Source organism: Sulfobacillus sp. hq2 (genome assembly GCF_002903155.1).
Classification (GTDB): Bacteria; Bacillota; Sulfobacillia; order Sulfobacillales; family Sulfobacillaceae; genus Sulfobacillus; species Sulfobacillus thermotolerans.
In genome coordinates this window covers 96141-116008 of record NZ_NWUL01000047.1, presented here as the reverse complement: position 1 = coordinate 116008, position 19868 = coordinate 96141, and the positions used below count along the sequence as shown (strand labels likewise).

Annotated in this window: 20 protein-coding genes; 3 read left to right on the top strand and 17 right to left on the bottom strand. The window is 48.2% G+C overall.

What is annotated here, in order from left to right:
- Nucleotides 1–6: 6 nt before the first annotated feature.
- From CO251_RS14070 to CO251_RS14010, 14 genes are all read right to left on the bottom strand, one after another.
- A complete protein-coding gene (locus CO251_RS14070; protein ID WP_103376450.1) occupies nucleotides 7–975 on the bottom strand; it encodes a glycosyltransferase family 2 protein in 969 nt (322 codons plus the stop codon).
- Nucleotides 968–2092: a glycosyltransferase family 4 protein gene (locus CO251_RS14065; RefSeq protein ID WP_103376449.1), complete on the bottom strand. Its 1125-nt coding sequence runs from the start codon at nucleotides 2090–2092 to the stop codon at nucleotides 968–970. Before CO251_RS14065 ends, CO251_RS14070 begins: the two co-directional genes overlap by 8 nt.
- Nucleotides 2089–3582 (bottom strand): lipopolysaccharide biosynthesis protein, encoded by a 1494-nt coding sequence (locus CO251_RS14060; protein ID WP_103376448.1) that lies wholly within the window; start codon nucleotides 3580–3582, stop codon nucleotides 2089–2091. Before CO251_RS14060 ends, CO251_RS14065 begins: the two co-directional genes overlap by 4 nt.
- A 42-nt stretch (nucleotides 3583–3624) precedes the next feature.
- Nucleotides 3625–4713, bottom strand: a complete 1089-nt coding sequence (locus CO251_RS14055) for a glycosyltransferase family 2 protein (RefSeq protein WP_158246359.1) — start codon at nucleotides 4711–4713, stop codon at nucleotides 3625–3627.
- Nucleotides 4704–5948, bottom strand: coding sequence for a hypothetical protein (locus CO251_RS14050; protein WP_103376446.1), 1245 nt, complete (start codon nucleotides 5946–5948; stop codon nucleotides 4704–4706). Before CO251_RS14050 ends, CO251_RS14055 begins: the two co-directional genes overlap by 10 nt.
- Entirely contained in the window at nucleotides 5917–6462 is a 546-nt protein-coding gene (locus CO251_RS14045; protein WP_103376445.1) for a hypothetical protein, read from the bottom strand. The genes CO251_RS14050 and CO251_RS14045 overlap by 32 nt, the downstream gene beginning before the upstream one ends.
- The gene (locus tag CO251_RS14040; RefSeq protein ID WP_103376444.1) at nucleotides 6452–7606 is read right to left on the bottom strand and encodes a glycosyltransferase family 4 protein; all 1155 of its coding nucleotides are present in this window, start codon (nucleotides 7604–7606) and stop codon (nucleotides 6452–6454) included. The genes CO251_RS14045 and CO251_RS14040 overlap by 11 nt, the downstream gene beginning before the upstream one ends.
- Complete coding sequence (locus CO251_RS14035) at nucleotides 7603–8634, bottom strand: glycosyltransferase family 2 protein (RefSeq protein WP_158246358.1); 1032 nt, start codon at nucleotides 8632–8634, stop codon at nucleotides 7603–7605. Before CO251_RS14035 ends, CO251_RS14040 begins: the two co-directional genes overlap by 4 nt.
- Nucleotides 8631–9611: a glycosyltransferase family 2 protein gene (locus tag CO251_RS14030; RefSeq protein ID WP_207654690.1), complete on the bottom strand. Its 981-nt coding sequence runs from the start codon at nucleotides 9609–9611 to the stop codon at nucleotides 8631–8633. The genes CO251_RS14035 and CO251_RS14030 overlap by 4 nt, the downstream gene beginning before the upstream one ends.
- An 859-nt stretch (nucleotides 9612–10470) precedes the next feature.
- The gene (locus CO251_RS14025) at nucleotides 10471–10929 is read right to left on the bottom strand and encodes a YdcF family protein (RefSeq protein WP_103376442.1); all 459 of its coding nucleotides are present in this window, start codon (nucleotides 10927–10929) and stop codon (nucleotides 10471–10473) included.
- Nucleotides 10930–11261: 332 nt separating this feature from the next.
- Nucleotides 11262–11519: a hypothetical protein gene (locus tag CO251_RS14020; protein ID WP_103376441.1), complete on the bottom strand. Its 258-nt coding sequence runs from the start codon at nucleotides 11517–11519 to the stop codon at nucleotides 11262–11264.
- Between the two features lie 371 nt (nucleotides 11520–11890).
- Complete coding sequence (locus CO251_RS17260) at nucleotides 11891–12427, bottom strand: hypothetical protein (RefSeq protein ID WP_146039093.1); 537 nt, start codon at nucleotides 12425–12427, stop codon at nucleotides 11891–11893.
- Nucleotides 12428–12509: 82 nt separating this feature from the next.
- Nucleotides 12510–13127 carry a class D sortase gene (locus CO251_RS14015; RefSeq protein ID WP_103376440.1) on the bottom strand — a complete coding sequence of 206 codons (618 nt, stop codon included), beginning with the start codon at nucleotides 13125–13127 and terminating at the stop codon, nucleotides 12510–12512.
- 43 nt (nucleotides 13128–13170) lie between these two features.
- Nucleotides 13171–14040 (bottom strand): hypothetical protein, encoded by an 870-nt coding sequence (locus tag CO251_RS14010; RefSeq protein ID WP_103376439.1) that lies wholly within the window; start codon nucleotides 14038–14040, stop codon nucleotides 13171–13173.
- A 646-nt stretch (nucleotides 14041–14686) separates the two neighbouring features.
- Here CO251_RS14010 and CO251_RS14005 point away from each other — a divergent pair.
- Nucleotides 14687–15613, top strand: coding sequence for a hypothetical protein (locus CO251_RS14005; protein WP_103376438.1), 927 nt, complete (start codon nucleotides 14687–14689; stop codon nucleotides 15611–15613).
- A 741-nt stretch (nucleotides 15614–16354) separates the two neighbouring features.
- A complete protein-coding gene (locus CO251_RS13995; RefSeq protein WP_103376436.1) occupies nucleotides 16355–17515 on the top strand; it encodes a hypothetical protein in 1161 nt (386 codons plus the stop codon).
- A 722-nt stretch (nucleotides 17516–18237) separates the two neighbouring features.
- On the opposite strand, the gene CO251_RS13990 is transcribed toward CO251_RS13995, so the two are convergent.
- The 3 genes from CO251_RS13990 to CO251_RS13980 form a co-directional block, all read right to left on the bottom strand.
- A complete protein-coding gene (locus tag CO251_RS13990; RefSeq protein ID WP_146039092.1) occupies nucleotides 18238–18465 on the bottom strand; it encodes a helix-turn-helix transcriptional regulator in 228 nt (75 codons plus the stop codon).
- A gap of 235 nt (nucleotides 18466–18700) precedes the next feature.
- The gene (locus CO251_RS13985; protein WP_103376434.1) at nucleotides 18701–18958 is read right to left on the bottom strand and encodes a hypothetical protein; all 258 of its coding nucleotides are present in this window, start codon (nucleotides 18956–18958) and stop codon (nucleotides 18701–18703) included.
- Nucleotides 18959–19077: 119 nt separating this feature from the next.
- Entirely contained in the window at nucleotides 19078–19317 is a 240-nt protein-coding gene (locus CO251_RS13980; RefSeq protein WP_103376433.1) for a hypothetical protein, read from the bottom strand.
- Between the two features lie 377 nt (nucleotides 19318–19694).
- On the opposite strand from CO251_RS13980, the gene CO251_RS17550 reads away from it, so the two are divergent.
- Nucleotides 19695–19862, top strand: a complete 168-nt coding sequence (locus CO251_RS17550) for a hypothetical protein (protein WP_173677115.1) — start codon at nucleotides 19695–19697, stop codon at nucleotides 19860–19862.
- Nucleotides 19863–19868 lie beyond the last annotated feature (6 nt).

Sequence of the window (19868 nt, the reverse complement as noted above, 5' to 3'; positions counted from 1 at the left end):
TGCGTATTATGATTGTCTCTCTGAAGACGCAGAATGTTGTGTTGACCGCAGTGTATTCCATGCCACAACAAGGAAAAACTTAAATAGCATATCGATGTTCTGAAATCTACGAAACATAAAGAGTTCCTTTAGCGCTTCGTATGCTTCTTGAGTATTACCACTTTTCCATGATAATACGGCCGAGCGATAGCTTGCGTCTGCGAGATATCTCGTACGGGATTTGCTAAATAGGTCCACTGGAAGTTGCTGCTGTTCTACAAACTCCCTTTCGTATTTGAACATTCCATAAGCGGTTTGTCGTGCTTGAACCCATGTTGTTTGGTTTGGGTTGTGGCGCCAATAGCCCAGGATATTGTCAATGTACATCATGCCTTTTGTGCCCAGAAGCAACCATGTTGGATAGTCACATAGTGGCAAGTATGAGGGCTGTTGAAAGCCGCCAATTCTATCTAATGCATTTCGTCTTAAAAGTGTGGAAACGGGCAAAACGGAAAATCGTGATTCAAGATAGGGGATTAATGTTGTATATGGATCGGCACATTTCAGAAATGTTCTCGTATCTGCAGAAAACATTTCTGTTTTATGAGGTTCAGCTATTTCCAACACGTTTCCAAAACTAAGAGCAACATCACTCTTCGAGTGGGCACCGACTTGAATTTGTAACTTATTTGGTGGCCAAAAATCGTCTCCATCTAAAATAGCAACAAAATCATCAGTACTTTGCGTAAGGGCTGTGTTATACCTTTTAGCAAGGGTTAGCATGCCCTCGTGTTCAAAGTCCATTACTGTGATTCTGCTATCGCGGGCGGCATATTCATGCGCTATTTGTGAGGTAGCATCAGTAGAGCCGTCATTAAGGATAAAGAGATGCCAATAGGGATAAGTTTGAGCTAAGACGCTATCGATACATTCACGAATATACTGTTCTTGATTATAGGTCGCGGTTAAAATGGCCACGCTAGGATTTTTAGCCATGAGTCTTCTCCTTTTCGTTTTTATCAGATATCTGTTGGTTTAAAAGGTGTAGCAGGTGTGAGCCCATTGCCTCAAGAGAGAATTGCTGTATATGCTCATGGGCTGCTCGTTGAAGGGCAATGCGATAATCCTTGTTCTCAATTAGCTGAGCCAAGTTAGCATATAACATATTGGGGTCTGAAACAGGACTGAGTAAGCCTGTCACGTTAGGAACTACATATTCCCGAAATCCGCCGATGTCAGTGGCGACGACAGTACATCCACAAGCCATGGCTTCCGCCGGAGGCAACCCCCATCCTTCGATTAAACTAGCTGCCAGATAAATGCTATGAGAATTATATAAATTAACCAATTTTTCAATGGGTGGATTGCAAACAAAGTTAATCCACTTAGGAAGTGCCTCCGTAGGCATGGTTGTTCCAAACATCGTAACGGGGACATCGGGATAACGTTCATGAACGCGTTGGAGAGCTGCTATTGCATCGTAAACCCCTTTCCACTTGCTGGTATGATACAAGGTTAATATGCTAGGTGTTCGATTTTGAATTGGACGTGTTACCTTAAAAACATTCAAGTCAATGCCATTCGGGATATAGTACATGTCCTTCGCGCCGATACTCTCGCCCTTTTCCATCAACCAACGTGCAATGACTATTTTCTTTAGAGGCAATAGCCAGGTCTTTTCAATTATCAAAGAAGATACCCCAGCAAACGTTTCCCACCCTTGGATTAAATAGTATTTTCGACCTTTTGACCGAGAATAACCATGAATGTAGTGTGCCGTCCACCAGAACGTCGCGAAAACGGCGTCCCCATCTGGGATAAATGATTCATCGGGATCGCCTGGCGCGAACACGAGGTGGACTTTTGGATGAATCGGTTGCCATCTGATTGGAGGCACGATATGAGACTTCAATCGATAAAGAAATCGTCGCCACACAAGGCGAACAGGCCTGGGCCATGACGGGGTGGGGAAATCGAGAGGACCATACTTGAGGGCATGCACAACGGTAACGCTATGACCATGTGCGGCTAAGTAGTTGGCGTAGAGATACACAATGCGGAATCCGCCAATCGGTTTAGTGGGATAAGCGGGCAATACAAATGTAATTTTCATGGTTCACTCCTGAGCACTGTCGTAAGCAAACGAGCTCTTGATTTCAGCCAGAGCCACAATCCGGTAGCATATAATCCTGTGTATACAATGGAAGAGGCAATAAGCGATTCAAAGGGCGATGAAAGGGCTAGGGTTACGGCATGTGTTACCTCCCAACCAACGCTGGACAGCACAAGAAGAAATACCAACGTGGGGAGGGGGACTTGCCAAGTCAAACCCTTGTGACTTTGAAACCAAATGAGAGCAGTGTAGATGAAATAACTGACCATTGTCGCATAGGCTGCTCCCGTGATGCCGTAGTGGGGAACCCACCAAAGGTTCAGGAGAATGTTGAGGATAGCTGCTATACCCGCATCCCAGACCATCAGAGAGTTCCTCTCTGTAAGCTCCATGGATTTATGCCCTATCATCGATACCCCCCAAAGAGCGACACCTATGGCTACTGGTCCAATAATGACATGGCCAGATACATATGCCTTGGCGACAAGGATTTCCATCAAGGGTTTGCTTATGACAAACAGCAGACCCACCACCAGTCCGGACAACATAAAGTAGATTGATGTCAGATTCCTAAGAAATTTTATGGTGCTCTCTCGACCGTCCGTTTTCCAGTGCTCTAAGATACGTGGCCAACTGGCCGTGATAAAGGGACCGGAAATTAGTCCCACGCCCTGCTGAGCCAGCGCATAGCTGATGGCGTAAATGGCGACCGTCGCTGGTCCGTGCATCCAAGCAAGAATATAGCGATCGCCTATGGAAAGCGTAGAATCTGCTAAAAACCAAGGAATGAACGGCAAGCCATAGTGTAAAAAGCGCTTCAAGGTGGATTGCACGATGGTAAGCGAGTATTTGTCTACCTTGATGTTAAGGTGAATGCCCGTCCATTTCAACACGATGGGGAGGAACGCACTTAATCCTAAAACATTACCCCATAGGATAAAGCTAATGTGACGGCCCCATAAGGCAATGAGCCCAAGCGGGAGTAAGACACTCAAAAAGGTTGTGGATAGCCTGACAATTTGATAATGGCGTGTTTGAAAACTGGCAACGAGAATGGGTTGTGTGGCGGACATGAGGAGCTGTAAGGGAATATAGAGCATAAGGGCGATGATCAGCCCAACGTCCTTCATGTCTATCAGGCTTAACACGAAGCCCGCAATCAATTCGACGGATAACAAGATGATTAAGGCTCTAAACAAAAGTCCTCCCGCTGTGTGATAGAAGGCGTCGAGTTGATTTAACGCTCGGTATTCGTAATAAAACCGCCCTATTGGCTGTGATACTGGTTGAGAAAATACGTTGATAAACGGCACAGAGAGAGCTAAGGCTAAACTATAAAGGCCATAGACCTTGGGCGGGAACATTCGGGTAAAGATGGCTGATGCAATGACAGCGAAGACGGCGGGAATAATCGACGTCGGGATATACCGAACCCAATCTTTTGCAATGACCGATAACGATTCTATTTTAAGCGCAGCTACTTTTTCCATTGCTCTCCGTCTCGTGTTATGGATGTCTTTGGCCGGTGAACGTTACCACACAACCTTGTTTCGTAAAATCTGCCATGTGGCTCGCATAGCGGCTCGCATATCGGCGTACCAATGGAGCCAAGGCGAGGGACCTGAGATTTTAAGTCCAGCTTGTTTCAGATACCATCTGCGATTAAGATACGGGTGTAAAACGGATAACAGAGCAGTCGTCGCTGTGGGCCAAAATATGGGACTATGGGCCGAAGCTAGGATGATGCTGGTTAGCAACAATGCCGCTGTCACAACAGGGAGCAAAAGGGTCTTTAAAGCGCTGAAGACCTCGCTATGATTATGAAACTGCCGGCCTAGCACGAACACATTTCGGATCCAGCGTGCCTGCTTGTGAATGTACACGGGTATAGAATCCGGATACTCTGTGGCCACGGGATATCCGGGCACATAATAAATTTGAAAGCCATGGGCTAAGAGCTTCTTGGCTAAGAAGTAATCAGTGCCGGCGGCGACATCTTCATTAAACGCGTTAACCGCATTTAAGGCATGTCGCATAACCGCTGCGTTGCGGCCTAAGAGTCCGGAAGTGGAACTGGTTAGATGCGGAGCTAAATATTGATCAATGGCCCACTGTATTTGCACAAACGGTTCAAGTTCTTGTTCTTTGAGCGGCTTCGATGCTCCCGTGACCGCTTGATACCCGTTATTCAGCATTGTGCCTAATAAGTTGTTGACCGTGTCATCTTGCAACCGGCAGTCGATGTCGGTTAGATAAATGATGTCGCCAGACGAGACCGAATAACTGTGGCGCAAAGCTACTTGCTTGCCTTCTCCAGCATGCTGGGTGATGACGTGGATATCAGAGTCCGCCAAAGACCGTGCCATCGCCTCGCTGCGGTCATTTCCACCGACACACAAAATCAGTTCTTTGTCGGGATACGTTAATTGTTTGTAATAGGCAACAAAGTCGACAATATGCGGTCCATCATTCCATGCTGGTACAAGAAATGAGACCCGTGGTGTGTACCTTGGCAACGCGGGTAGCGGAAATACTGGCATGACTTTAGAAGGCCGGATCCTACGGTAGAGGTGAAAGGACGCAAACACAACAATCAGCATGACGGCGAGCGCTATCCCCATAGTCTTTCTCCCTTCGCCCATGGTGCCGATTTAGAGACGGCATAATGACTGTCATATTGAAACATCTGATTGGTTTCAGTAAACACGGTATCCTTTGCAGCAATACGTGCTGGTCGTGAATAGGACTGAACATTAGGCGGGGGTAAGGTTGTCTCGGGGGGCAACAATGCCGCAAGTAACCTCAGCACCTTGTCATTCCAGCCCACCACAGGCATGAGATCCCGGTAATCGGGCGGATCTAATGGAGCATGCCGGTGAGTTTTACGATTAAACCCTACGGCTGTCGGAAATGCTCCTGAAGGCAATTGACTGGCCAAAAGACGATCTAGCGCACGGTCCGGCAATGGCTGTCCCATGCGGTGAAAGGCATAAAGGATGTCGGCCGTACCCGCTAACCATTTGGGATAATCCATACGGCGCCCAGAGGTATAGACAATTTGGGGCCAACTACTATCATCTGCCATGGTGTGCCGCAAAAACTTCGTAATTTCGGAAGCGGCTTGGCTATAAGTGGAATCCGAAAATACCTTGGATGCAGTGAGTAGGGGCTCGATGCAGCGGGCGTTGTAGTACGGAAAAAGCCTATGATCGCCATGCTGGTTATCTGGTGCATATTGGTGAACAGCGCCTTGAAAACGTCCGCGGTCAATTTGAAACCGCAACACGTCATCGATGGCGATCTTGGCGTATTCGAGATATTGGTCGTCTTGCGTGAGACGCGCCAACAGGCAAAGGGCTTGACTGAACGTCGCAAGCTTATTAGGCACCCGCCCTGGAACACCGGGCTTGTCAGTAAAACCATGGCTGGTAGGATCCCATAAACGGTGAATCAGGTTGTCAAGATTGGCTCGAGCCGTATCTAGTAGGGTGAGATCGCCCGTGCGATCCATGGCCATAAGCAGGCCCATCGAAGCCGCCGCTTCGTGTGGCGTGCCGAGTGTGCCTGGGTTTTGCTCAAAGCGACTCATGCGGTAGCTGCCGTCCGGCAGCTGCCCTGATTTCAGATCTTCTGCTGCTTGCTTAATACGCACTAACCACTGCACCTCGTGGGTTTTGTCCCATAGCTCACTGTATCCTATAAGAATGCCTTCGTAGCGCCAATCGAGGCCCGGTCCTGTATAGACAAATTGGTCGCGCCACCAATGGGCCACAGGGCCTCCATAACCGCCAGGTTGGCGCATAGTTTGCAACCACGCATCCAGATTAGCGAGGGCTTGCGGCAAGCGGTTGGACATGTGACACCTCCTGGACGTTGTAAATGTGCAAATACAATTGGGCGGATGAGGCATGTGTCGCAACAAAGTGGGCTTGTGAACGGCTCATGCACCGATCGCGTAGGCTCGTGGCGTGAATTAGGTCAGCGAGTCGCACTCCCAGCCCCCACCATCTCGACGTATGGGTCCAAATGGCATACTCTTTGACGGATGTTAATGTGGTAATGAATCCACGCGGCGCCTTTTTTTGATGGAGCCAATAAATGCGAGAAAATCCTGATAGCGTGTCGCTTAAAGTATTTCCGATCCACAAAGCGCCCGTGGCTCCAGAATGCGTAGAGGGTAGAAAGGCGCTACGCAAGGCAATTCCTTCATTATCTAATTCAGTACGCGGCCAGTAGATGGTGAGCGACTGCAGTGCTTGATCCATGGCATCAGCAAATACGAAGTCCAAAATGCGCTGCCACGATTCTTCCATCGCTCCACGGCTCATCTGGGGCCAGGGGTGAGAGGCTGGAATAATGTTAACCTGCATAGGGCACCTCCTGCGATATGCCGTGACCCCAACGTGTATTGACCTGTTGATAGACATGTTCTAGGGCATCGACGGCGGTCGCCCAGGAGTATTTTTGCTCCACCCAGTGCCGACTGTTATGGCCATATTCTGTTAACCGAGCGGTATCTCGAAACAACGTGAGCAGCGCCTCGGTTAAAGCGTCAACATCTCGTGGAGGCACAATCAGTCCCGTGTGTCCTGGTGCTACAACCGTTCGTACCCCTGGCAAGTCCGTAGCAATGACGGGGGTTCCGCACGCCATCGACTCGACGAGAACTAGGCCAAAGGATTCAGGCGTGGAGGACGGCAAGACCGTGATGTCAGCGGCATTGTAATATTGCAAAAGGTTATCGATATGGCCCAAAAAATGAACATTTTTAGGAGCCGTTGCAGCATATGCACTTTGCAGGTCTCCCGTGCCAATGACAAACGTGAAAATATCGGTCTCACTCGAGGCCTGCTTGACCGCCTCTATCAACACCGGCACGTTTTTAAAGCGGTGAGCTGAGTCAAGCGCCCCCACAAACAGCACGATGGGGCGGTCTAACGGCCACCCTAATTGGGTCCGGCAGGCGATTTTGTCGAGAGGATGAAACAAGGCTGTGTCGACTCCATTGGGTACCTCAACCACCACCTGGTGAGTATTACGCAGGTGCAAACTTTGAAAGTGGTCCAAGCTGACAGCCATAATCGCCGCACTGTTTTTAAGAATGATGGGCTCCATCAGGCGGTTATATAAGGAGAATAGTCTTTGTTTCCACGAGCCTGGTTGGAGCAGTTGGTTGTGATAGGTGATCACATAAGGGATGCGATACCGCTTGGCTGCAGCCAGTGTCAGTTCAGCCCCGAAAATATAGGGATAATGCAAGTGAATAAGATCAAACCCACGCAGGACATGTAACAGACTTGGCGTCAAGGGGGCATTGCCCAAACGAAAGACAGCGGGCAGATATCGCACTTCAAACGGTACCTCTTGGGCGTTTGTAAGGCCGCTAGAAGGTTCCGCTGTAAACACCGTAACGTCGTAGCCTCTTTCATGAAGGACAAGGGCTTGGTTATACGCGACATTGCCCGTTCCGGCCATATACGGAGGAAATGTGGCGGCGATGTGGGCGACTTTCACCGCAATGCCACCTTCTTTCCGCCAAACCAACCAAAGAACCGCGCGGACCAACGGCTCAGGTGGTGTGCTAGCCACCGGGCAGATATCAGTTGGTTCAAGGGATAGGCGGTCTCCATTTCGGTCAGGAGAGTGGCGTCGGATATGGTGCGCGAACGCTGCACCACCGCACGTTTTACGCGCCATACCGCATGGTGACGGAACAGCCAAAGATAGACTCGGAGATGGGCCGAAACATATTGCGGTCCTTTGAGCAGAGCATACACCCAGGTCGCGATCTCTGTTGCGATCAAAGGGATTGTCAACGTGATGAGCGTACGCGTGGAATACGTGGTTAAAAGCGTGCGCCAGCGGTTGCGTTCTAGCCAGTAAAATTTCTCGGCGGTGAGATTTAGGGTGTAATCATGCATGATGCGCGCATGGGTATCACAAATCACAGTTAAGCCCTGCAGTCGCGCGCGAAGTGATAGATCGGCATCTTCCATGTAGAGAAAATATGAGGGATCAAAACCTCCTAATTGTTCCCATACCTTGCGCGGGGCCATGATAGCAGCTCCGGAGGCTAAGAGCGGTGAATAAAATCGGGGCGAATCCGTCCAAGCATCGCCAAAATGGTCACAGGTTGTAATGCCCGTAATGTGCATGGTGTTGCCATAGGCGTTAACAATGCCCGACGGTTGCAAAAGAGCAGGGGTGATTAAGGCGTCGGGGTGAGCAATGGACGTTTCCAGCAGGGTATCTAGCGCGCCCGGATACAAAAGAGTATCGGGATTTAACACGCACCAAAATTGGCCGCGTGCATGTTTCATACCGAGATTACACGCCGCCCCATAACCGGAATTTGACGAGGCTATGACGTGAATGTCAGGGTAAGCGGCGGACAGCCATTGGCTGGTGCCGTCTTGCGGGTCGTTATCTACGATAATAACTTCCATGGGCGACGAACAGGTAAGAGACGGTAAACACTGTTCCAGGTCGTGTCGGCTGTGATAGGACACAAGAATTACGGATAACGTCGGGAACAAGGTCACAGAGACGATCCTCCTTGCAACGAAGATGACGAATCACTCGCCGAAGCATGACGGGGATTGGTCGCGACCTCTTGACGAATGCGCGCCACGATGGATTCAAGACTATGCAGAATCACTCCGGTGATGACAAGAACGAGTCCAGCCAATAATAAGAAACCGCCATAAATCGCATGCCCCATGAGCAAGATGTGCCGGACGTCAATCGTTCGCAAAACGACCCATTCCGTGGTCAGTCCAATGCATGCTAATAGAACGCCAGGCAACGCGAACACCAAAAGCGGATGTTTGCGGGAAATAATGCCCAAAATGGTGTCTAATACTTGCAGACCATGCCGAATCGGATTCCGTTTCATTTTGTCAAGATATTGAACGCTGATGCCGACCTCACAGACTTTCAGTGCGTGGGTACGAATCTCAAATTGCATTTCCGATTCAACTGATAAATGCTCGCTGCGCAGCCTTAAGTTTCTTAGTGCATGCGGGGAAAAGGCACGAAATCCGCTTTGCGAATCGGTGAGGGAGACGCCACTGACCGTATTGGTCACGTAGGTCAATGCGTGTTGACCGACCTGACGCCAAGCCGGGATTTGACTTTGACGATTAAGAAAGCGAGAACCGACAACCACGTCAGCCGAACCGTCCAAGATAGGAGCGGCTACCAAAGGAATATCCGCCGGATCATGTTGCGCATCGCCATCTAACGTGACGACTACGAGGGGGTTTAGGTTCATCGCATAATTAAAGCCTGCGGACAAGGCCGCTGCTTTGCCTCCGTGCTCAATAGTAATCACATGAGCTCCAGCCTCTTCGGCTAGATAAGCGGTATGATCGGTGGATCCGTCGTCCACCACAATCACGGTGGCAGCATATTGTTTTGTGAGAAACACAACACTAGCAATAAAACGTTCTTCATTATACGCAGGAATTACTGCAACCGTATTCGACAGTGCATGGTTTTCTGAATTCACATTAAGCACTTGGATGTCCTCTTTTCTTTCTGAACCCGAGACGACAGCGATTAGATGAAATCCATATGCGAATGGTGATAGCGGCTTTACCACTGCATGAAATATTCCTTGGAAACCTCAGTGCTTCACGTACCCATAAAGCCTTGGAATCTACAAGGTCAAAAGTAGAGCTTGTCCGTGTGACTTAGTAGCTAATTCTCCTTGTCTGTTGTTTATCAAGGTTGAGCGGCATTTTAAGGCCTAGGCACCACGTAATTTACAGGAATTAACTGCCTGATATTGCTAATGGTAACATAAGGAAACATTTGTTGCTGTCGATTGGTGGTTCAAATAGATGTCGATTCTTTGTGCCTTCACGACAAAGAGGTTCTTCCAGCTGGTGTTGTGACAGGGCCAATTAGCTGGTTGAGCTCAAGCAATTTTTCGAACCCAACGTGAATATACGACTATGTACCTCGTATTACCATTAATGGTAAAAAGATACTCTATATCTCAAAAGAAGGCAGTCCTAACCGTGGTATCATGTGAATGCTGTGAAAGAACGTTGTGACATCGAATTGTGACGGTTTATCGGGATATTTGAAACCATTTGAGGAGATGAATTCGGCGTAACATTGTTCTTTGTGGCATGTTGTGCCAACGAGGTACACGGTGCGTCCGCTGTTATTGTGTGCCATTGTCGAAAATCACTTTCATTGGCTGATCAAACCTTCTGGGATTTGAAAATTGTAGGATAGGTGACAAGCTCGTAAAGAGAGAGACACGAAATATGGGCTGAACGTCTTGAATCGTCAGAGTACAGGTGGGACAATTGCCAACGATATGACGTCGGCGCGTAGCACTTAGCTGTGGGGACAATGGGGAGAGTTTAGGGTGCTGACTCTTTGTCATTTCGGCTGGATGCACAAAAGAGCGCCCACTTGCCTAATTCTAACAGGCGCCATGTGCGAATACGCGGATCAAAGCTTTTCGCGGGGATAAAGATGATTTGCGTAGGCGACTGAGAAAAAGCCCAACGGAAAATAGCTTGGGTTCGTGGCATATGCCATTCGGAAGTTACCACAGCGAGGTGCATGAAGTGTCTCTCCTCACAGATACCCCGCGTCCACACGGCATTATCGACCGTACTCCAGGAGGTCCCATCTTCAATGATCAACCATCCATCTCCTAATTGATCTTGCACCATGCGCCGCATCGACATCGTTTCTTGTGGGGTGCCTGACAGTAACACACTGGCTGAGGGATGTTGCTTGGCGGTGGCTACCCCTTGACGGATTCGGCGTTCTAGTTCAGGGCCTCCTAAAATGACTATACTGTCAATGTTCACGAATTCCCAACACTCCTTCTACTTCGGCCACTGTGGGTACTCTATCATAACTGGAGGCAGCCTCGCCAAGTGGCGAGCTGCTTGGCGAATGAACCCATGAACATACGGCATAGAAATAATTGTTGATAAGGACAAGTCACGCTGGAGATGTTCGAGACTGCTCCCAGCAATGAAGTCAAATGGAAAGATGCGGGCATAAGTCTGTGAACAAAGTTGAGAGAGCGGACACAGACTTGAGCTGTGTCCGCTCTCTCCTGCGGTCGATTATCAATTGGCAATGGATATACCCACTCCCAAAACCAAAGGGATTAAGAGATTGTTATCCCGTGTTGTTAGTGGGGATTGGTGCGAGGGCGTGAAAGCCACGCGAACTCAATCCCTTGCGCATGGGCCCAGTTAACAAAGTTCTGGAGTACAGTGGCTTGGACATCTTCTTGGCAATATTGCCAGTCGTGCGCGGCCCAAATGCCCAAGCGCTCGGCCACGGCTTGCAACGCGGCGGGATCGAAGCCGTCGGCTTTAAGTTCGGTTAGCCACTTATCAATTAACACGCCTATTTCTTGGCTGGAATCGTCGGTTAAAATCATCATTAATGTTCTCCCCTTTCTAGATACTAGACTAGCAGGTAACCGTTACAAGGATCCTATACAAATGTTTGTCAAACTTATGGACGAAGAGTGTGGTTGATTAAGCTGGGATGGTTGGTATTTCTTGTTCCAGGACCTGCAGACGGGTATGAAGCCGATACACTGCGGTCGTTAGGCCTGCAGAGCGGCAATACAACAAAGTGACCATATGGATGGCAAATTTACGATGGAGTGGGTGGCATAGGGGTTGTGGTAATCTTGCTCATTTTGGCTGTCCAATTTGAAATCAGGTCGGGACATTCCGCAAAAACCCGTCTTTGGCCGAAAAGCGAAGAATATGGGCCAATATTTGGTGGCCGTCTCTGCTAGTTCGTCTAAGGATTGACGAAGGCCTTGGGGGATGAAGAGAAAAAGGTGCCATTAGCATATTCAAAAAGGACAATCACGGTGTACTTACCCGGCTTGAGGTGCGTAGGGGGAACAAAGGTAACGTTATCGGCATGTCTATCGAAACTACTTGGGGTAATATTCGCAGACTGAATTAAATGCGCGTTTTGATCAAAGCTCACTGTCATTGCGGAGGGCGAGCCTTTAGGTGCTGATGGCGGTGGTGCAACGACAAGTATTGCTCGTTTGTCGGATGTTCTTTGTTGAGGAGTAGGGCGGGAGACGATCGGCGGAATGGCGCTCTTCGATGACGACGTACTCAAAATAACAGGACTTTGCGTGGAGGAAGGCGACTTCACGCTTACTTGATGTTTGTGATGGTATTTAGCCCGGCTAGGTTGATGACCGTGCGTGTCCCGATGATGATGAAACTGTGACGGGGCTGGGCTTGCTGAATGAACGCCGCACGCGGTTGTCAATACAACGATGGGGAATATAAAAAAAAGTTTCCAGTGAATTGTCATGAGAACCTCCTTGAGCCTTTGATGCCGAGACCCGAACGGCACTGGGCATGGCCTTCTGGCAACGACGCACGATTTTATTCTACTAACCGTTCGACTGCGGTACAGATACCGGCGTCGCCCATACAATAAGCTGTTTGGTTGGATGAAGGTCGTGAACCACAAACGGATACCCACTCGTTAAAGTCAGTTGTGATACTGTAGTGGGAACGATAATGTTGGGATCAGATTGGGGCACAATTTCCATCTTGGTCACCCGGTACACAAAGGCACCGTATCGACTACGAAAAATGATGCGGTCGCCTGGCCGGATAGCATCCAAATTACGCACCGTTCGCAGACCCAAGGTGCTAAAAACCACGTTTCCGGGTTGGCCAGGCAACGGGCTTGCGGCATAGTGGCCGACTGCAACCCGTAATTGGGAAAAGGTGGTCCCTTGAACCGTTGGAGCCTTTATGCCGATAGCCGGAATCACTAGCGTGCCAAGGGGTGCCCCGGGACCAGGAAGAGTCGACCAATCGCCAGGGAGTTTGCGGTAGTGAAAGTGCGCGGGTCGGTAAGGGAATAGCAGGGTATCCGCTAATAAGACCGTTTCTTTTACCGTAGTCCAGCCAAACAATGCCGTACCCGCAATGCCCATGACGACCACAAGCGCTAAAATGCCGGTAACAATGCCAACGAAGACTCTCACTAACCGCCGCATGTTTCCCCCTGGCAGCTAAGTGTGTAGTAGCATCCGCTTATGGTCATGGCAACTGGCCGTGGGGAATTTCCACGAATTGTCCACTGTGCTCCAACTGATACGCGGCGCTGGCCGCAATCGCCACGTTGTTGATGAACGATTCCAAGTAAGGGGTGGCCACATCGTAATACTCGGGTTGAATGACGGCAAGTGTTTGTCCTTGCTCGCTGTCGAGGTCAATTTCTAACGGATCACCTGGTACCGCGGTATACGTCAACAGGTTCACCTTTTGGCCTGTGGCCAACACCGGCACAACGGTTAAGTCAGCGTCATGGGCACTCGTGACAAACAAATTGACCGCCGCTTCTTTTTGTGCCAGAGTCAATTGGTTAGGGTTGCTGACGTTGCCAAACAAGCCCGGTAAGGCGGCAGCATTTTCCTTAATCTGGGCGACTTGAAAAGGCGTCAGTTGGATGGATTCCAAATAGGCAAAGAGCATGCTGACGTGGGCAATTTGTAAGTTATGTAAGGCGTCTTCCAATCGTACGGCAGCGGACTGTGTTGGCTCAGATGGTGCAGGGGTGTTGACGACGTTACCTGCGGTATTGATATAAAATGACACTGGGGGCAAGACAACAGGTTCCCCGTTGACTACCGTAAATAATTGAATCGTGTAAGTGGTGTTTTCCTTAAGATTGCTCGGTAGCGCTAATTGCTGTGGGGCACCATTTATCGTGACCTGAATCGTAGGGCCAGAGGAAACCGTCGCTAACGCAACAGCCCCAAGGTTCACCGGTGAAGGCAAGAGGGAGGCCGCGTATACCGTGTTAAGGGGCTTGGGTGATCTCGGGACATGAAAGGCCGTTGCAGGCGATTGCGGCAGTAATAAGGACAATGCAAGCGCCGCAGGGGCTAATGCGTGCCATGGTTTCATCGTTCTCCTCCTAGCATATGCAGTATGTCTTCTCGTAAGTTCTTCTGCGATGACCGTAAAATTTTCGTATGCCGTCTACTCACATTGGATCAATACTCGTCTTCAAATTACCATAGAATGACAGATTACGTTTGTCGAAATGTTGCATCCCTACTCGGGCGTGTTGGTCATTGCGCTTGGTGTACGTCCTTTATTATGCCACAACTAGGAGGATATACTGCGTAAATATTCCAAAGATGGCAAGATTTTCTTGGCAATAAACGGGAGATACCTATAATAAGGAATAAAGTGTTCATCCTAGCTTCCTAACGTTATACACATAGAGGAAAAAATAAATTACCAAATTTTGTCGCCGAAGGAACAACCGTGGGCACAGATTCAGGGTATGATAGGCAGAGGAAGGAAAAATTTGGGCAATGGATGGTAAGGCGGGTATTTCATTATTTGGCGCATGAGGTGGGGCATTTTATAACACCTGATGGGTTGAAAAAGCTGTAATGGGATTGTCAAAAAGTTGATGCCATAGCGTTGATTTGCTTTATCAGCGAAGGCTATACCCGACTAATGATATGAGCCTGTGTCCTAGCCGTTTCTGAACTGGTAACAGCACTTCACTCATTACTTCACTGATTAAGGAGGTTTATTGGTGCGAACAAAGAATATGAAGACGTTGTCTCGGCTTATGATCGGCGCCGTATTCACCGGTATGGCGTTGTTTCCCGCAAGCTCGGTGTTTGCGGCGCCTGCCGGCACCGTATCGATTACCGAAACGGAGCGCGCTCCCGCCCTTGGGGGCAGCGATACCTTTACAGCGACTTCTACAAACATTCCTAATGTGGAATATCAATTTTGGGTTGAACAAGACAATACATGGCGGGTGGCGCAAAATTGGTCACCGTCGCGTACGGTAACCTTGCGCAATCTCACCAAGGGGAGCTACTTGATGACGGTGTATGCTGCCCCCAAAGGACAATACCTCCATCCAATTAATACAACGCCTGAAGGGACGGTACCTGTTGTCAGTACCTTTGTGAATAGTGCCGTCACGGTCACGGGCCCGGCGTCTATCAATGAAGGACAGGCTATCACTCTGAGTGCCCAAGCCACCAATATTTCTCCGGTTTTATATCAATTTTGGTATGAGACGCCGAGTGGGGTGTGGAAGGCCAGCGGCAACTATTCAAGTGCGAACCATTTTACCTTTACGGCTGCACAGACAGGCGTCTATCGGTATATCGCCTATGCCAAGATGCCTGATGCGATAGATGATGCCCAAGGTGCGGGCTATAGCGCGGTAGGGACGACCCAGAGTCAACCAGCTATTGAAGCCAAGGTACCGAAGGCTGCCAATATCAGCACGACCCCTATCGCGATTACGGCCAGTTTCGATCAAAATGGGTCTCTTGTGGCGAGTGAAAACATCCCGCTGTCTGACTATAACGCCAGCACGCAAACCGCCTCGTTTTTACCTCCGTCAACCCTTGCGGCCGGTACTTATACCGTCACCGTGTTATTCGAGATGAGTAATGCGAACTTTGTGGCGTCGCCAGAGCAAACCTATACACAACAATGACGAGGGCTTAACTTGTTATCGGCAGACGGGAGAGGCTTCCCGTTTGCCGGTAGTCGGAAAGGATAGCGTTTGTGTTGAGTAATGCTCATTGCTTAAGAATCTTTTAGTTGGATATACAGGTAGTCGATGTAAGATGGTGTTCCGAATGTATAAATTCTAGCTAATCACTTGTCTTTAGGCTTAAAATAATGAAAGGACAATAGACATGAAAGGTATAACCAATGATAATCTGTATAAGCTAGTATCCGCATGGAGACGGGAATTATTTTTAATTGTTTATTCTATTGCACTGCTCCTTATTATGATGTTCTTCAAATGTGGGGATCTTCAGATTAAGTCGTATATTTCTAATTTCTTTGCTATGAGGCATTGGAATGTTTACAAATATTTTAGTCAGACATCACGGCTAAGTCACATTGCCACCATTATGCTTTCCCTATACTACCTTACCACGGGAGTTTGGTTCGCGATCTTTCACGCCATTCATCTCGATCCAATTTCGACAAATCATGGGTTAATGTTTTCAAAAGTTTTTGGCCATCAACGGAGCTGGATGGTTTTCTTTGGTCTTGCTTTAATGAAAATTATTATATTGGCATTAGGCGGAAAATCGCGGCTGCTAGGCAATAGAGGCTAAAGTCATGATTGACAAAGCGCTTGATTAAATTATCTCGCTGCAAGCTTGATTTTAATATTTCTAAATGTTACTTCTCCGAAACAAAACCGATAGGATGTGGGCGAATGTCTATCAGCATTTCTCGGCCTGTTGTCATAAGAAGAAAAGACCGTGGTCTATGGATTGGGTTATTTGGTATGCATGAGTTTTTGGTTTGGTTGCCTTTATTGTTTCCATATAAGTACGCGCCCTTGTCGTATCTCCGAAATACAACTGCATACTATCGGCAGGCACATGGGCTTTTTCAATGGGATAGTCTTTGGTATATCAACATAGGGAAATACGGTTATGCTCATTTGCCAAAAGTGTCTGGTGATCCTCATTTAGCAGCGACAGCATTTTTTCCATTTGTGCCTGTTCTCATTCATTTGTTCTCACCGTGGGGGGCGTTGGTTGCAACGCAAGGAGCATTTGCTGCTTCCCTTTTCTTTTTTGAGAGAATTATTAAAAGGTTTGACCCAAGCCCTGCAGTGGTTTTTGGTGGGTTAACGTTGTTGGCATTCAATCCTGCAGCCATTTACTATGCAACATTGTATGCTGAGCCTTGGACGCTGTTTTTTACTCTTGCTTCTGTAGAATTAGCCCATAGGGGACGGTACGGAGTAGCATCCATTCTGGGAGGGCTCGCTGCAACGACTCAAGCGACGGGCATTTTAGTTGGTATTTTCCCGCTGATTGCTTGCGTGATGGCTTTATTGAACGGGGATAGAAAGGGCTTTTTAAGAAATTTGGCTTGGGGAGTTGGAGCTGCCTTGGGCCTAGTATCCTATGGTTCTTTTTTGGGAGTTCGTTTTCACGATCCTTTGTTGTTTGTGACTATGCAGGGAATCGCAATTTGGAAGGGCACCTGGACTGTACCTGGTGTGCAATGGATTGATGGATTACCTTTTAGTTTTCACCACGGAATTGTACCGCTGAGACTCGCGTTATGGCTCTGTACAACAGCCTTTATTCTAGGAACTGTCGGCGTCGTGAAGTTACGTGTTGCTACTGTAGAACAGTTGGCATTTAAAGTCTATGGTGTAATAGGCATATTGGTGTCGTTAAGCTTTATGTATGCGGGTTGGCCACTACATAGCACAGTGCGTATTGCAAGTGTCTATTTCCCGATGTATTTGGGATTAACGCAATGGTCTCCGTGGATTATGCGATTAACGATATTGGGATTTGCGGTTACCGCTTTCTACGGCGGTGTGCTATTTACTCACCATTGGTGGTTTCAGTAGTGGGATATCGATCCCTTGAATTTAAGACCCTGCAAAGTTTTCGGTAGGCTTCGTAAAGTCGTTCGTCGAGTTTAGATGGTCGCAGAAGTCCCGGAATTTCACAAAAACCAACGAGAACAAGAGAATTCACAAAAAACATTAAGATAGGAGGAATTCACAAAAAACATTAAGATAGGAGGCGCGTTTGGACGGTCAATTGCATAAGACAAAATCTGATAGTATCGTTGGTTTTTCCGTTTTCGACGCAGGGTCCCCTTTATGGGTGGGGCCACGCATATAAGGTCGTACTGGGAATGCTCTGTGCGCGGGCAGGCACGGGGCACTGGGTCGCCACTTTTTGTTAGGTGAAAACGCGATGAACCGCGTGCGCGTAAAATTACCCATTATATAGCTTGGCCATTGTATTCACCTCTGGTGTCGGGTCGAAGTGTCCACAATTTAGAACTTATATCCACTGGAACGGTGACAAATTTTTATTTAAAATCCGCAGATACGCTGTGGATTGGAGTAGAGCCCAGTATTAATTGTAAAGATGGATTAAAGCTTTATAAGCCATTACGCTACCCTTGGTAGATTGGTAAGCGGCCAAAACCACAGTATCTTCGGGAGGATGACGCAATGGCTCACCATCGAATACCATAGACATCAGACTATTCAATGCCTTATGCGACCAACGGGCTATGCCCTTGCTTATTCATTGGAATTTTCTCAGGGGCCCCCGTCTAAGGAATGTCGTTGACGTCATCAACCACCGTGAAAATATCCTCCCATTGGAGTCCCGCCCGAAGAAATCCTGCTATTGCATGGACCCCAAGCCCGCGTTTGCCTCTTAAAAGGCGATTTAGGTATGAATAGGCGATGTCCATTTCCGCTGCTAAATCGCGTTCATTGAGGCCGCGTTCTTCCATGAATTGCCTCACGCGCGCGACGTCGAGTCGTAGTGTAGCCATATGCCGTCTCTTTTCTCTGCAAAGTGTTGGCCATACAAGGAATGTCGTCCTATGGGCGACATTCCTTGTAGGTATTGCCTCTTGACTGATATCGTACGTCAAGCGTCAGGGCTCTATACATAACGGGCTCGCGTTTGCTTTAGTTGGCAGCAAAGCAAAGACCACCGGGAAACGATGAATGAGTTCATCGTTTCCCGGTGTCAAGGATGTGTGGGGATGTTACGATAAGGGTTAGTTATTGAGGGTTTGTCCTGGGACGAGAAAGCCATGCAAACTCAATATCCCGCGCGTGAGCCCAATTGACAAAGTTCTGTAAGACCGTCGCTTTCACGTCTTCTTGGCAGTACTGCCAGCCATTGGCGGCCCATTTGCCTAGCCTGTCGGCTACGGCTTGTAGCGCCTCCTCATCAAACCCAGAGGATCTTAGTTCACCTAGCCATTGATCAATTAAAACGCTCAACTCGTAGCTCGAATCGTCGGTTAGTATCGTCATAGAATGTTCTCCCCTTTCTAAGTATTAGACTAGCAGGTAAGTGATACAGGAATCCTACACAAATTACTTCCCCCGGGAATCATGTTCAGATTCTTTAACCACCATGGTTCCGTGGTGGTTTAGAGGTAGTCCACCACGTCTTCGTAAAAAAGAATTCGCAACACGGAGGTGACCGCAGGATGAGCATAACGGTGGCAGATTACGATATAATCGTTGTCATATGGTATATGGACCGTTTCGCCAGCGTCTAACGGTAAGAACTTTAGAATATCTTCAATTTGTATCTTAAGTGCCTTCGCTTCAGGTGCAGAAAATTGTTTAAGATCGCGTAGCGCGAAATCTGACCACGATACGTTCACGAGGGACGCATTCCTTTCGATGGGGTAGATTAAAGGGCGAAAACGCATTGCACCGTAAGCCGATTTCCGAAGGAAGCCGAATTTCCGGAACTATTCGAATGGCGCCACTTCCAGACAATAATAGTAAAAAATAGACAAAAGATCCTTACATAATTTGTGGGAATTTAGTCAACAATTTCCTATTGAATATTCGTAAAGTCAAGGTTGTCAGTGCTCTTTCTCGTCATAATCCAGCAGTAAGCCCTCGCCTTAGGGGATAGGAGATGGGGTGTCGCCTAAAGGCTATAGGAATACAACAATACTGCCTTTCAGAAGCCTCGTGAATTCTGTGCCACGTGGGTGAACCGGTAGCTATAATAGAAGTATAGGTGATGGTCATGCTGAAGAATATCTCGGTCGTGCTCTATGTCATGTTGCTAATCGGTGTCGTGGTAAGCGTCGATATCGTCTTTTTCAGACATTATTTTTGGGAACGCCTTACCGCAAACATTGGACTTGTGATGGTGTTTGCGGCTTTTTACCTGCGCTTTTTTAAAAAGCCCTGATCTTAT

Excerpts from the sequence above, each read along its gene's own strand:
- CO251_RS14070 (WP_103376450.1), bottom strand. The coding sequence starts at position 975 with ATGGCTAAAAATCCTAGCGTGGCCATTTTAACCGCGACCTATAATCAA.
- CO251_RS14065 (WP_103376449.1), bottom strand. The coding sequence starts at position 2,092 with ATGAAAATTACATTTGTATTGCCCGCTTATCCCACTAAACCGATTGGC.
- CO251_RS14060 (WP_103376448.1), bottom strand. The coding sequence starts at position 3,582 with ATGGAAAAAGTAGCTGCGCTTAAAATAGAATCGTTATCGGTCATTGCA.
- CO251_RS14055 (WP_158246359.1), bottom strand. The coding sequence starts at position 4,713 with ATGGGGATAGCGCTCGCCGTCATGCTGATTGTTGTGTTTGCGTCCTTT.
- CO251_RS14050 (WP_103376446.1), bottom strand. The coding sequence starts at position 5,948 with ATGTCCAACCGCTTGCCGCAAGCCCTCGCTAATCTGGATGCGTGGTTG.
- CO251_RS14045 (WP_103376445.1), bottom strand. The coding sequence starts at position 6,462 with ATGCAGGTTAACATTATTCCAGCCTCTCACCCCTGGCCCCAGATGAGC.
- CO251_RS14020 (WP_103376441.1), bottom strand. The coding sequence starts at position 11,519 with ATGATGATTTTAACCGACGATTCCAGCCAAGAAATAGGCGTGTTAATT.
- CO251_RS17260 (WP_146039093.1), bottom strand. The coding sequence starts at position 12,427 with ATGACAATTCACTGGAAACTTTTTTTTATATTCCCCATCGTTGTATTG.
- CO251_RS14015 (WP_103376440.1), bottom strand. The coding sequence starts at position 13,127 with ATGCGGCGGTTAGTGAGAGTCTTCGTTGGCATTGTTACCGGCATTTTA.
- CO251_RS14010 (WP_103376439.1), bottom strand. The coding sequence starts at position 14,040 with ATGAAACCATGGCACGCATTAGCCCCTGCGGCGCTTGCATTGTCCTTA.
- CO251_RS13995 (WP_103376436.1), top strand. The coding sequence starts at position 16,355 with ATGTCTATCAGCATTTCTCGGCCTGTTGTCATAAGAAGAAAAGACCGT.
- CO251_RS13990 (WP_146039092.1), bottom strand. The coding sequence starts at position 18,465 with ATGGCTACACTACGACTCGACGTCGCGCGCGTGAGGCAATTCATGGAA.
- CO251_RS13985 (WP_103376434.1), bottom strand. The coding sequence starts at position 18,958 with ATGACGATACTAACCGACGATTCGAGCTACGAGTTGAGCGTTTTAATT.
- CO251_RS17550 (WP_173677115.1), top strand. The coding sequence starts at position 19,695 with ATGCTGAAGAATATCTCGGTCGTGCTCTATGTCATGTTGCTAATCGGT.